This window comes from Thermus antranikianii DSM 12462 (assembly GCF_000423905.1).
Taxonomy (GTDB): domain Bacteria; phylum Deinococcota; class Deinococci; order Deinococcales; family Thermaceae; genus Thermus; species Thermus antranikianii.
The window spans coordinates 1-12,183 of record NZ_AUIW01000015.1 but is presented as its reverse complement, the minus strand read 5'-3'; the positions used below and the strand labels follow the sequence as shown (position 1 = coordinate 12,183).

General features: G+C 64.9%; 14 protein-coding genes and 1 rRNA gene. 10 read left to right on the top strand and 5 right to left on the bottom strand.

The features are described from left to right. Positions 1–5: 5 nt before the first annotated feature. The 5 genes from G584_RS0109480 (at position 6) to G584_RS12800 (ending at position 3,899) form a co-directional block, all read left to right on the top strand. Positions 6–524, top strand: a complete 519-nt coding sequence (locus G584_RS0109480) for a DUF3341 domain-containing protein (protein WP_028494415.1) — start codon at positions 6–8, stop codon at positions 522–524. After that, complete coding sequence (locus G584_RS0109475; RefSeq protein WP_028494414.1) at positions 517–1,032, top strand: c-type cytochrome; 516 nt, start codon at positions 517–519, stop codon at positions 1,030–1,032. Before G584_RS0109480 ends, G584_RS0109475 begins: the two co-directional genes overlap by 8 nt. Beyond that, entirely contained in the window at positions 1,016–2,020 is a 1,005-nt protein-coding gene (locus G584_RS0109470; RefSeq protein WP_028494413.1) for a hypothetical protein, read from the top strand. The genes G584_RS0109475 and G584_RS0109470 overlap by 17 nt, the downstream gene beginning before the upstream one ends. 122 nt (positions 2,021–2,142) lie before the next feature. Further along, entirely contained in the window at positions 2,143–3,279 is a 1,137-nt protein-coding gene (locus G584_RS0109465; protein ID WP_028494412.1) for an NAD(P)/FAD-dependent oxidoreductase, read from the top strand. A gap of 8 nt (positions 3,280–3,287) precedes the next feature. Next, on the top strand, positions 3,288–3,899 hold the full coding sequence (locus G584_RS12800) for a helical membrane plugin domain-containing protein (protein WP_028494411.1): 612 nt from the start codon (positions 3,288–3,290) through the stop codon (positions 3,897–3,899). A gap of 48 nt (positions 3,900–3,947) precedes the next feature. Here the strand turns inward: G584_RS12800 and G584_RS0109455 are convergent, their stop codons facing one another. Genes G584_RS0109455 through lysJ form a run of 3 tightly spaced genes read right to left on the bottom strand, consistent with a single transcriptional unit; the run spans position 3,948 to position 7,854 of the window. Beyond that, complete coding sequence (locus tag G584_RS0109455; protein WP_028494410.1) at positions 3,948–5,558, bottom strand: GGDEF domain-containing protein; 1,611 nt, start codon at positions 5,556–5,558, stop codon at positions 3,948–3,950. Between the two features lie 9 nt (positions 5,559–5,567). Further along, entirely contained in the window at positions 5,568–6,656 is a 1,089-nt protein-coding gene (locus tag G584_RS0109450) for a [LysW]-lysine hydrolase (protein ID WP_028494409.1), read from the bottom strand. A gap of 1 nt (position 6,657) precedes the next feature. Continuing rightward, positions 6,658–7,854 (bottom strand): [LysW]-aminoadipate semialdehyde transaminase LysJ, encoded by a 1,197-nt coding sequence (gene lysJ / locus G584_RS0109445; RefSeq protein WP_028494408.1) that lies wholly within the window; start codon positions 7,852–7,854, stop codon positions 6,658–6,660. A gap of 138 nt (positions 7,855–7,992) precedes the next feature. Between lysJ and folK the strand changes: the two genes are divergently transcribed. The 4 genes from folK to plsX are packed head-to-tail and all read left to right on the top strand — an operon-like array spanning position 7,993 to position 10,262. Beyond that, a complete protein-coding gene (gene folK / locus G584_RS0109440; protein WP_028494407.1) occupies positions 7,993–8,472 on the top strand; it encodes a 2-amino-4-hydroxy-6-hydroxymethyldihydropteridine diphosphokinase in 480 nt (159 codons plus the stop codon). A gap of 42 nt (positions 8,473–8,514) precedes the next feature. Next, complete coding sequence (locus tag G584_RS0109435) at positions 8,515–8,892, top strand: RNA-binding protein S1 (RefSeq protein ID WP_028494406.1); 378 nt, start codon at positions 8,515–8,517, stop codon at positions 8,890–8,892. A gap of 60 nt (positions 8,893–8,952) precedes the next feature. Beyond that, positions 8,953–9,285, top strand: a complete 333-nt coding sequence (trxA, locus tag G584_RS0109430) for a thioredoxin (protein WP_028494405.1) — start codon at positions 8,953–8,955, stop codon at positions 9,283–9,285. Beyond that, complete coding sequence (plsX, locus tag G584_RS0109425) at positions 9,282–10,262, top strand: phosphate acyltransferase PlsX (protein WP_028494404.1); 981 nt, start codon at positions 9,282–9,284, stop codon at positions 10,260–10,262. The genes trxA and plsX overlap by 4 nt, the downstream gene beginning before the upstream one ends. Here the strand turns inward: plsX and G584_RS0109420 are convergent. Further along, positions 10,251–10,670, bottom strand: coding sequence for an archease (locus tag G584_RS0109420; RefSeq protein ID WP_028494403.1), 420 nt, complete (start codon positions 10,668–10,670; stop codon positions 10,251–10,253). The genes plsX and G584_RS0109420 overlap by 12 nt on opposite strands. Then, a complete protein-coding gene (locus G584_RS0109415) occupies positions 10,661–11,362 on the bottom strand; it encodes a PIG-L deacetylase family protein (protein WP_038051022.1) in 702 nt (233 codons plus the stop codon). The genes G584_RS0109420 and G584_RS0109415 overlap by 10 nt, the downstream gene beginning before the upstream one ends. A gap of 127 nt (positions 11,363–11,489) precedes the next feature. Between G584_RS0109415 and G584_RS0109410 the strand changes: the two genes are divergently transcribed. Continuing rightward, positions 11,490–12,183: ribosomal RNA gene (locus tag G584_RS0109410) — 16S ribosomal RNA — on the top strand; the annotation flags it as partial.

Genomic DNA, 12,183 nt, shown 5'->3' with positions numbered 1-12,183 from the left:
GGCCCATGCTGTATGGACTCATGGCCTACTTTGACTCTGCGGAAAGGCTTTTAGAGGCCTTAAGGGTGCTCAAGGAAAAGGGATACCGCCACCTCGAGGCCCTCACCCCAAACCCCGTGGAGGGGATCGAGGAGGTCCTGGGGGGGGATGGGCGCATTCCCTGGGTGGCCTTTGGCCTGGGGGTTCTGGGTGTGGGCCTCGGGCTTTTCCTCCAGGTCTACACCACCTTGGACTATCCCCACAACGCCGGAGGCAAGACCCTCTTGGGCTGGCCTGCCTTCATCCCCGTGACCTTTGAGCTCACCATCCTCACCATCACCGTGGGGATCTTCCTCTTTCTCCTGTACATAAACGGCCTTCCCTTGGCCGCCCACCCTGCGGTGAGGGCCAAGGAGTACGTGCGGGTCCTTATGGACGAGTACGGGATCTTCGTCTACGCCACGGACCCTCGGTTCGACCTGGAGGCCACCAAGGCCCTTCTTCGGGAACTGGGCGCCGAGGTGGAGGAGGTGCGGCGTGACTAGGTGGCTTCTTCTCCTGCTCCCCCTCCTTTCCGCCTGCGGCTGGATGTGGGACCAGCCCAAGGTGAAGCCGTTTCGGGAAGCACCCCTCCAGGTCCAGGTGGCCCCGGAACGGGTGCGCTTCGGGGAGAACCTGAACCTGGAGGTGCGCACCGGGCTCAAGCCCGAGGGGGGGTTCGCCGACAACCCCTACGCCTTCACGGACGAGGAGCTTGTGCGGGGCAAGGTCCTTTACCGCTCCTTCTGCGCCATCTGCCATGGGCTGAACGGGGAAGGGGATGGGAGGGTGATTCCTTTGGGGATGCCCAAGCCCCGCTCCTTCCTGGACCCAGCGGTGAAGGCCATGCCCGAGGGTTACTTCTACTTTGCGGCCACCAACGGCTTTGGCCGCATGCTCTCCTACAAAAGCCGCATCCCGGAGAGGGAGCGTTGGCTTATTGCCCACTACATCAAGCGGTGCCTGCAGGAGGAGGCCTGCCCTCTGGAGGTGATCAATGCAGAGGTCTATTGAGGCAAGCCGTTCGGGTTTCCTGTTCCTGGGCCTGGTTCTTTACGCTCTAGCCTTTCTTTTTGGGGCTCCGGCCGCTTACTTTCCCTTCGCCTTCTTCCTGCTCCTTTCCTTGGGAGCGCTTCTGGTGCTCCTGCTGCACAACGCCTTAAGGAGCCGCTGGGGTGTTCCCCTGGAGCCTTACCTTTATCCCCTAGCCCGCTTCCTCCCCCTCATGGGGCTTTTGGGCCTGCCCTTTTTCCTCTTCCTGCCGGAGCTTTTCCCCTGGGCCCGGCCTGGGGCTGCGTTGGATCCCATACTGGCGCACCGCTCGGGGTACCTGAACGCTCCCTTCATGCTTCTTCGCTACGTCCTCTTCTTCACCCTCTTTTCCTGGATCCTCCTCAAGCTGAAACCCGGGGAACACCGGGCGGAGGTAGGGGCCTGGGGGTTGGCGTTGGCCTTTGTTGCAGGCACTTTTCTCACCTATGATCTCTTCATGGCCCTCGAGGCCCACTTCTACTCCGCCTCCTTTGGGGCCATCCTCCTTCTTTCCGCAGCGGTTTTAGCCCTGGCCGTGGCCGTGGCCCTGGCGGCCCGCAAGGGAACGCCCGCCCTCATGGGCCAGGCCCAGAACCACACCAACCTCCTTCTCGCCCTTTCCATCATCTGGATCTACGTGGAGGCCACCACCCTGATCATCATCTGGGGAGGGGATCTGCCCCATGAGGTGGAGTTTTACCTGAAGCGCCTGGAAGGCCCTTGGGGCACGGTGGCCGCCCTGTGGGCGGTGGGGGGGTTTTTCCTGCCCTTCCTTTACCTCCTCACCAACCTGCCCAAGCGGGAGGCCCGGTATCTCCTGCCCGTGGCCCTTTGGATTTCCCTCTTCCGCCTTCTGCACCTGGCCTGGTACGTGCTCCCCGCCCTGGGGCGGGGGGTGGGGATCGGGGAGGTGCTGGGTTTCCTGGGCCTTGGCCTCTTCTTCCTCCAGCGCCTGCGGAACCCCTCCTGAGGATTCTCTAAGCCAGGGATGCCCCCGCCCTCACGGGCGGGGCATTTGCACCTACCTTCACAAAGAGGATGGGTGCATCCTGGACTTAGGGGTACACGGTAAGGGTACCCGGGAGGTGGAAGATGGCGACGAAGGTTCTGGTTTTGGGAGGCGGCTCGGGTGGCCTGGTGGCGGCCAACAAGGTGAAAAGGCTCCTGGGGAGGGAGGTGGAGGTCACCCTGGTGGACAAGAACGCCTACCACGAGTTCATGCCCGCCTATCCCTGGGTGGCCTTCGGCATGCGGGAGCCCGAGCAGGTGCGCAGGCCCCTGGCCAACCTGGAGAAGCGGGGCATCACCTACCTTCAGGCCACGGTGGAGGCCTTAGACCCCGCCAACAACCGGGTGAAGACCAGCGCCGGGGAGCTTTCCTACGACTACCTGATCGTTTCCCTGGGGGCGGAGGCGCTGCCTTCCCCCGCCCAGGACGGCCACGCTCCCTGGAGCCTCGAGGGGGCCTTGAAGCTGAGGGAGGCTCTCAAGAACTTCAAGGGGGGCCGGGTGGTGGTGGGGGTTTCCTCCCCCTACTACCCCTGCCCTCCCGCGCCCTACGAGGTGGCGGGGCAGGTGGAGTTCGCCCTCAAGGTCAAGGGGATCCGGGATAAGAGCACGGTGGAGGTCTTCCACCTAAACCCCCTGCCCCTGGCGGGCATGGGCCCGGTGATCTCGGGGAAGGTCATGGAGATCCTCCGCTCCAAGGGCATCGCCTTCCACGGGGAGTTTGAACCCGTTTCCTTTGAAGGGGGCAAGGTCAGGGCCAAGGACGGGCGGGAGCTGGCCTACGACCTCCTCATCCTTACGCCTCCTTTCGCCCCCAACCGGGTGGTGCGGGAATCCCCCCTGGCGGGGCCCCAGGGCTTCCCCGAGGTGAACAAGACGACCTTCCGCTCCACCCGGTTCGCCAACGTCTTCGTCATCGGGGACACGGTGAACCCCTCCCTCATGCTGCCCCCCGCTGGGGTGGTGGCCCACTTCCAGGGAGAGTACGTGGCCGGGGTCATCGCCTCCGATCTCAAGGGGGCCTATATCGGCGAGCCCTTCAACCCCGTGGCCATGTGCATCATGGACTTCGGGGATAACGCCCTTCTGCCCCAGTGCTCCTTTGAAAGGCTTCTGGCGGGCACGGGGATGCCCTCCTGCGGGGTGATGGCCGTGGGCAAGTGGGTGCGGGTGACCAAGATGCTCTTTGAGGGCTTCTGGTTCGCCACCTTGATCGAGTAGGAGGGGTCATGGAGAGGACGCTTACGGTGGAAGAAAGGCTGGCCCGCATAGAGGAGGTCCTGGAAAAGAGCGGGCTAGGCCTCCTGGCCAAGGTAGGGGCCGGGGAGACCCTGGCGGAGAACCTGGGCCTCCTCATGGAGCCCAAGAACCTCCAGGTGGTTTCCCTGCTGGCCCGCTTCCTGGACCAGGCGGAGGCCTTGGAGAAGCTGGCGGATACCCTGGAGAAGCTGGAACGATCCGGGGCCTTGGCCTTCCTGGGCCACCTCTCTGAGAACTTCGGGGAGGGCTTGGGGATGCTCATGGAGCCCCAGGTGCTCAGGCTTTTTTCCCACGGGGCCAATGTTCTGGACATCCTTTCCCGGATAGAGCCCGCCGCCATCGGCATGATGGCCTCGGCCCTGCAACGGGGCCTGGGGGAGACCTTTACCCCCGAGGTGATGCGGGATCCACCCCGGGTGGGCCTGGCGGGGATCCTGAAACAGCTTTCCGACCCCGAGGTGCAGAAGGCCCTGGGGGTGCTTTTCCTCCTTCTCAAGGCCCTGGGCAAGGCCTTCGGACACCTGAACGAGGACATGAAGGCCCTGGAAGGCCTCATGGCCAAGATGATGCCCAAGAAGTAGCGGCTCAGAGTCTTCAAGGCCCCGTTGCGGCAAGAGCCGCAACGGGGTTTACGCCATGGTCACCCGGTCCCGGCCCGTTTCCTTGGCCCTGAGAAGGGCGTAGTCGGCCTTGAGAACCCAGTCCTCCAGCTGGGCCTCGCTTTCCGGAACCTCTCCCCCGGCGATGCCGGCGGAGAGGGTGAGGGGATAGGGGATGGGGTCCACCCTTTGGTGGCGGAAGCGGTAGCGGATGCGCTCCACCACCTCCTTGGCCGCAAGGCGGTCGGCCCCGTAGAGGAAGAGGAGGAACTCCTCCCCCCCGTAGCGCACCGCCAGGTCCTCGCGGCGCACGCTGGCCTGGAGGATGCGGCCCAGGTGTTTTAGGACCTCGTCGCCCACCGGGTGGCCGTAGGTGTCGTTCACCCGCTTGAAGCGGTCGATGTCCAGCATGACCACGCTGATGGGGGCCTGGTAGCGCCGGGCCAGGGCCAGGAGCTTGGGAAGCTCCGCCTCGAGGCCCCTGCGGTTCAAAAGCCCGGTGAGGGGATCCGTGAGGGCCAGGGTGCCCCACTCCACCTGGCGCAGGACTTGCCGGATCCGCTCCCCCAGGAGGGAGAGGAAGCCGGGCGGGACGGATTCCTCCAAGGGCTTTTGCAGGTAGAGGTAGGCGGTGTCCCCGTTTAAGGGAATGGCCAGGGAATGGGGGGTGCGCTCCCCCACCAGGCCCCGCCTTCCCCTCACCTCCAGGCCCACGGCCTGGGGCAGGAGGTGGCGGGTGGCCTCGAGGGCCCCCACCAACACAGCCTCAGGGCTTAGGGTCTGGGTCACCCGGGGGGAGAGGCGGGCGAGCTCCTCCAGAAAGCGGGTCCAGCGTAGCCTTTTCTCCTCCGTGCGGCGCCATTCCAGGTGGTTGGCGTAAAGGAGGCCCAGCCCCCCCACCATCCCGCCGTAGAGGGCCATGATCCGCACCCCCCAGGGGGTGGGATCGTTCAGTAGGAGAATGGGCATCAGGAAAAGCCCTCCTAGGGCCAGGGCTTGCCCCAAAAAGACGCCTTCCCCTCGCCCTTCCTTCTCCATACCCCAGGCGAGGAGGAGGTACCCCAGGATCCAGAGGAGGTGGGCAGGATGGCCGGTGGGATAGGCTCCCTCCGCCTCCAGGAAGGCGTAGGCCATGTCCGCCACCAGGTAGAGGAGAAGCCCTGCTCCCCAAAGGGCCCGTTCCCCCAGGAGGCGCTCCCGGAACACGGGTTCCAGCCTGGGCAAAAGGAGAAGGAGCAGGAGGGTATCCCACACGGTATAGATCCGGTCTATGCCCAGTTCTGGTTTCAAAGCGGAAGCCAGGCCCAAAAGGGCCAAGGGCACCAGGAGGAGGCTTAGGCGGGGCTTTTCCCCTGGGATCTTGAGGAGAGCCCAGGTCAAGGCGGCATAACCCACCAGGTAGGGGAGCTCTAGGTATAGGCCCCTGGGTAGATCCTTCAGGTCCCCCAGGGTCTTGACCAGGTCCCCCAGGCCCAGGAGGAGAAGGCCCAGGCCCCAGGCTCCCCGTCGGCGTTTTAGAAGGAAAATCCCCCCTCCTAGGGCCACCAGGGGGGTGAGGAAGCGCTCGCTCCAAGGGGCGGTGGGGGGGAATAGACCCAGGAATACAAGGAGGGCGACAAACCCTAACCCATAGGCGGCCACGGCCACAGTTTAGCCCAAGGCTGGCTCCGGTGGGTGCGCCTTGGCCAGGGCCTCGAGGGCCTCCTTAAGCACTTCTATTCCTTTCAGGAACTCCTCCACTTCTATGTGCTCGTGAGGGGTGTGGTCTAGGGTGGAGTCCCCAGGACCGTAGGCCACCATGGGCACCTTCCAGTGGGGGGCCAGGACGTTCATGTCGCTGGTCCCGGTCTTGAGCTTGAAAACGGGTTTTCCCCCAGCCTTGCGGATCCCTTGCCTGAGGGCCCGGGTGAGGGGGGTGTCCTTGGGACCCAGGTAGGGCACCTCTCGGCCGAAGAACTCCAGCTCTATGGTGGGGGGGGCGTAGGCGGTGAGATGGCGAATGGCCTCCTCCGGGGGGAGTCTTGGGGGAAGGCGCAGGTCAAAGAACATCTCCGCCACCTGCTTGAGCTCCGCAGGCTGGATGCGGAAGTCCCTTAGGGTGTACTGCACCTGGTCAAAGGCCTTTTGCCCCACGTTCATGGCCTCCGTCCAGGCCTTGATGGCCACGAAGTAGCTGATGAGCTCCTCGGCGGCGTTGGGCTCGTGGTGGGCGGAGTGGAAGTTGTCCTTTTCCCGTCTGGCCTTCACCAGCAGCCTTCCCTTGTAGCCCAGGGTGATGCCCTCCCAGCCCGAGGGCTCCCCGATGATGGCGTAGTGGGGCTTGAGCCTCGGGGCCACGAAGCGGGCCCCTTTGGAGCTGGGGACCTCCTCCTCCGTGGCCCCCACCAGGTGAACGGTAAGGCGCCGCTGGGCTTCTTCCGAAAGCCTAGCAGCGGCCAGGATCATGGCCACGAAGGGGCCCTTGGCGTCCACCGCTCCCCGGCCGAAGAGCTTGTTGCCCTCCAGGCGCACCGGCACCACCCCGGGCACGGTGTCGATGTGCCCCAGGAGGACCACCTGGATGGGGCCATGGCCCACCTGGCCCCGGGCGTTGTCCGCCTCGTCCACGAAGGCCTTAAGGCCCAGCCTTTCCATCCCCTCCGCCAGGTACTCTGCCACCAGGCGCTCCTGCCCGGAAGGGGAGGGGATCTCCAGGGCCCCTTTGAGGAACTCAACGGGGTCCAAGGCGCTTGCGCTCATCTTATTGGGTTAGCACAGCCCGCACCGCCTCCACCACCCGCTCCAGATCCGCCTTTTCGATGACCAAAGGGGGAAGGAAGCGGATCACCGTGGGGCCGGCTTGTAGGGTCAGCACCCGGTGCTCCTTTTCCAGGCGCTCGATGTAGGGGGCGACCTTTTCCTTGAGCTCGAGGCCCACCATGAGCCCAAGCCCCCGCACCTCGCGGATCTTGGGGGAGGGGATCTCCCTTAGCTTTTCCATGAACCAGGGCCCGAGCTCGGCGGCCCTCTCCCATAGCCGGGTGCGCTCCAGGTAGCGCAGGGCGGCCACTCCAGCGGCCATGGCCAAGGGATTCCCCCCGAAGGTGGTGCCGTGGCCCCCCTTGGGCATGCTTTTCGCCACCTCTTCCCGCATCACCGCTACCCCGATGGGCACCCCGCCCCCAAGGGCCTTGGCCAGGGTGAGGATGTCGGGTACCACCCCATAGTGCTCAAAGGCGAAGCGCCTTCCCGTGCGCCCCATGCCGGTCTGGATCTCGTCCAGGATCAGCAGGGCACCTTTTTCCCGGGTAATCTCCCGGGCGGCCTCCAGAAACTCCCGGGTGGCGGGGCGCACCCCTCCTTCCCCCTGCACGGGCTCGAGGATCACCGCCGCGGTTTCCTCGTCCACCGCCTTCCTTAGGGCCTCCACGTCGTTAAAGGGAATGAACTCCACGGGCCCCAAGAGGGGCATGAAGGGCTCCCGGTACTTGGGCTCCCAGGTCACGGAAAGGCTTCCCAGGGTGCGCCCGGAGAAACCCCGCATGGCGGCCACCAGCTTCCGCCTCTTGGTGTGGGCCCAGGCGAACTTGATGGCCGCCTCGTTGGCCTCGGTGCCGGAGTTGGTGGGGAAGACCCGGTTGAGTTCGGGGGGAAGAAGGCTTACCAGGGTGCGGTAGAACTCCCCCCGCGTGGGGGTGGGCAGGGTCTGGGGCATGGAGAGGAGGGTTTCCGCCTGCTTCTTGATGGCCTCCACCACCTCGGGGTTGGCGTGGCCCAGGTTGGCCACCCCGTAGCCCCCCACGCAGTCGATGTACTCGTGGCCCTCGGCATCCCAAACCCTAGCCCCCTGCCCCCGCACCAAAAGAAGGTCGTGCTTGGTGTAGACGCCAGTATCCAGGCTCTTTTCCGCCTCCAGAAGGGTCCGCCAGTCCACGTTTACCCCGTTTACCTCAACCATCCTCGCCTCCAAAAGAAAAGCCCCCGGGCGGGCCCGGGAAGCCTGGCTTCCCAGGCCCCATCAGGTTTTGCCCCGGACGGCCATCTCCCCTTCAGGGTAGGGGGGCGGGACCTCCTTGTCAACGGATAGACTGGGGAGGTGCTGGCCTATGTGGGCTTGGGTTCCAACCTGGGGGACCGGGCGGGCTATCTTCTGCAGGCCCTTTCCCTCCTTTCCCGGCTTCCCGAGACCCGGTTTTTGCGCCTTTCCCCCGTGTACGAAACCGAGCCCGTGGGCCCACCCCAGCCTCCCTACCTGAACCTGGTGGCGGAGGTGGATACGGGACTTTCCCCACGGGCTTTCCTGGAGGGCCTCCTGGGGATAGAGCAAAGCCTTGGGCGGGAGCGGAGGGAGCGCTGGGGGCCGAGGACCATCGACCTGGACCTCCTGCTCTACGGGGACCTGGTCCTAAGGGAGGAGGGCCTCGAGGTGCCCCATCCCAGGCTCCACCAGCGGGCCTTCGTCCTGGTGCCCTTGGCCGATCTTATCCCGGAGGGACGGCACCCGGTGCTTGGGCGCACCTTTGCCGAACTCCTCGCCCCCCTGGACCGAAAGGGGGTGCGACCCTTTGTGCTATAGTGGAGGCATCGCGGATCCTAGCCGCGCAAAGGGAGAAACAAAGTGGAGCTAGAAGCAGGAAGCGTTGTAGAGGGTCGTGTGGTGCGGGTCACGGAGTTTGGTGCCTTCGTGGAACTCCCGGGGGGCGAGCAGGGGCTGGTGCATATCTCTCAGATCGCCCACGAGTTCGTGAGGAACGTGCGGGACTTCCTCAACGAGGGGGACATCGTCCAGGTGATGGTGAAGGGCCGGGACGCCAGGGGGCGTCTGGACCTTTCCATCAAGGACCTCACCCCTGCCCCGGAAGGGGCTCCGCCCCCCAGGCCCAGGCGCCTGCCCAAGCAGTCCCCCGAGTTTGAGAACAAGCTCAAAAGCTTCCTCCGGGGCACCGGGGGTTTCAGCGGCAAGGGGGGTAAGAAGGGCGGAAGGAAAAGGCGGTGATCCTAAAGGGTTCCCCCGGGGGGTGTATGCCCCCGGGGTTTTGCTTTAAAGTGATGGGGTATGGCGAAGCCCATAGAGGTTACCGACGCCAACTTTGACCAGACCTTAAGCGGACACCCCCTGGTCCTGGTGGACTTCTGGGCGGAGTGGTGTGCTCCTTGCCGCATGATCGCTCCCATCCTGGAGGAGCTGGCCAGGGAGTACGAGGGGAAGCTCTTGGTGGCCAAGCTGGACGTGGACGAAAACCCCAAGACGGCCATGCGCTTTAGGGTCATGAGCATTCCCACGGTGATCCTCTTCAAAAACGGCCAGCCGGTGGAGGTTCTGGTGGGGGCCCAGCCCAAGCGCAACTTTGAGGCCAAAATCCAGAAGCACCTTCCTGCGAGCGCATGAGGATCGCCCTGGACGCCATGGGGGGGGACCGGGCCCCCGGGGTTACGGTCCAGGGAGCCTTCCTGGCCGCTAAGGAAGGGGTGGAGGTCCTTTTGGTGGGGGAGGAGGCCCGCTTGCGGGCTGAGCTCGCTCGCCTGGGGGCTTCCTTGCCCATCCACCATGCTCCGGACTGGATCCCCATGGAGGAGCATGCCACCGAGGTGAGGAAGCGCCGGGAAAGCTCCATCATGGTGGCCATGGACCTTCTGAAGCGGGGTGAGGTCCAGGCGGTGGTGTCCATGGGCCACACCGGAGCCACCATGGCCGCGGCCCTCTTCACCCTGGGGCGGGTCAAAGGGGTGGAAAGGCCTGCCCTTTTGGTGGAGTTCCCCAGCCAAAGGGGACGCACCTTCCTCCTGGACGGGGGGGCCAACGCCGACTGCCGCCCTTCCTTCTTGGTGCAGTTCGCCGCCATGGGCCTGGCCTATGCCGAGGCCAGCGGCCTTAAGGACCCCAAGGTGGGCCTTCTTTCCATCGGTGAGGAGGAGGGGAAGGGCAACGCCCTGGTGTTGGAAACCTACCCCCTCCTGAAGGATGCCTTGGGAGAGCGGTTTTTCGGCAACGTGGAGGGGCGGGACATCTTCTTGGGCACCGCGGAGGTGGTGGTCACCGACGGCTTTACCGGGAACGTGGCCCTGAAGCTGGCGGAGGGGGAGGCCAAGGTCCTCCTCGGTTGGATCAAGGAAGCCCTCACCTCAAGTCCCTTGGCCCGGTTGGGGGCCCTCCTGGCCCGGGGGGCTTTGCGAAAGGTGAGGGACAGGGTGGATCCTGCCCAGTATGGGGCCATGCCGCTTCTAGGGGTGGAGGGAGCGGTCTTCATCGGCCACGGTTCCGCCGACGCTTTGGCGGTGAAAAACGCCCTCCTTCGGGCCAGGAGCTTGGTGGCGGCAGGGCTTTTAGACCGGGTGCGGGCGGGTCTTTCCGCCTTACACGTCTAGGATCACCTGGGCCTTCCATACCCCGTTTTCCCGGCTCACCTGCAGGCCGTGGAAGGTGGCGCTTTTCACCTCCCCCTGGAAGCCAAGGCTCTCCTGGAAGGGCTCGCCCCAGAGGGTGGCGGTGAGGCGGTAGCCCCCGGCTTCCTTGTTTACCTGTACCCGGGCCCTTCCGGGCACGAAGCCCTTGGTCTGGATCAGGTAGATGAGCTCGTTAAGGAAGCGGACCAGGAGGGTTTCCAGGTCCTCCGCCTCCAGGGAAAGGCGCCTGCGCCGGCTTCCCCCTTCTGGGGGAAAGAGGAACATCACCTGGAGAAGCCCTTTCAGGGCGGCCTGGAAGAGGCCCTCGAGGCTTTCCGCCTCCAGGAGGAACCCCACGTCGGCGGTGTGGTTCAGGGGCTTTACCACCATGGCCCCTCCTGGATGCCCTTCGCCCCAGGGAGGTGGAAGGTTTCCATCCAGAGCCTCTCTGGATACCTTTCCATGAAATCCAGCACGGACAGGGCTTGGGTCCGGTGCTGGGCCAGGGCCTTGAGCTTCCGAGCCAGGGCCCATTCGGGTAGGTGTAGGCGGTGGGTGACGGGCCAGGGGCCTTCGGGCCGCACGAAGTATACCACCTGGGCCAGGCCCTTCGCCGCCCTGGTGGCGTAGCGGCTTGTGGCCACGTGGTCGGGGTGGCCGTTGATGCCGTCAGGGGGAAAGGTGAGGATATAACGGGGCCTTTGGGCAAGAAGCCTTTCCCGGATGGCTGCTTCCGCCTCGGGATGGTCGAGGAGGCCTTTCCCCGAGGCCAGGCCGCGGGGTCCCTCCGCCGCCTCTTTGGGGCCTCTGTACTCCAGGTGAACCGCCTGGGGTAGGGCGTTGGGGAAGGAGAGGACCTCGAGGAAGTCCACCTCCAGGATCTCCGCCGCCCGCTCTAGCTCTTGGGCCCGCACCCTAGGCAGCTCCTCGGGGGGACAAAGCCCCAGGGTTCTTCCGGCCTCCCCTTGGGTGAGGGTAAGGATACCCGTTCTGAGCCCGGCCCTTTTGGCAAGGAGAAGCGCCCCACCAGCACCAAAGCTTTCGTCGTCGGGGTGGGGGACCACCACCAAGAGGTCCAGCATGCCCCCATCTTGACAGAAAAGTCCCTGCTTGGTACATTCAATGGTGCGCCGGTTGGACCGGCGGGGGATCTTGAAAGCGCAGGAATAGGGCAACACGCGAAACACAACGCCTTCGGGCGAGTTCTTTTTGTTGGAGAGTTTGATCCTGGCTCAGGGTGAACGCTGGCGGCGTGCCTAAGACATGCAAGTCGAGCGGGGTAGGTTTATGCCTACCCAGCGGCGGACGGGTGAGTAACGCGTGGGTGACCTACCCGGAAGAGGTGGACAACCTGGGGAAACCCAGGCTAATCCGCCATGTGGTCCTATCCTGTGGGGTAGGACTAAAGGGGTGGATAGCCCCGCTTCCGGATGGGCCCGCGTCCCATCAGCTAGTTGGTGGGGTAAAGGCCCACCAAGGCGACGACGGGTAGCCGGTCTGAGAGGACGGCCGGCCACAGGGGCACTGAGACACGGGCCCCACTCCTACGGGAGGCAGCAGTTAGGAATCTTCCGCAATGGGCGGAAGCCTGACGGAGCGACGCCGCTTGGAGGAGGAAGCCCTTCGGGGTGTAAACTCCTGAACTGGGGACGAAAGCCCCGGTTAGGGGGATGACGGTACCCAGGTAATAGCGCCGGCCAACTCCGTGCCAGCAGCCGCGGTAATACGGAGGGCGCGAGCGTTACCCGGATTTACTGGGCGTAAAGGGCGTGTAGGCGGCTTGGGGCGTCCCATGTGAAAGACCACGGCTCAACCGTGGGGGAGCGTGGGATACGCTCAAGCTAGAGGGTGGGAGAGGGTGGTGGAATTCCCGGAGTAGCGGTGAAATGCGCAGATACCGGGA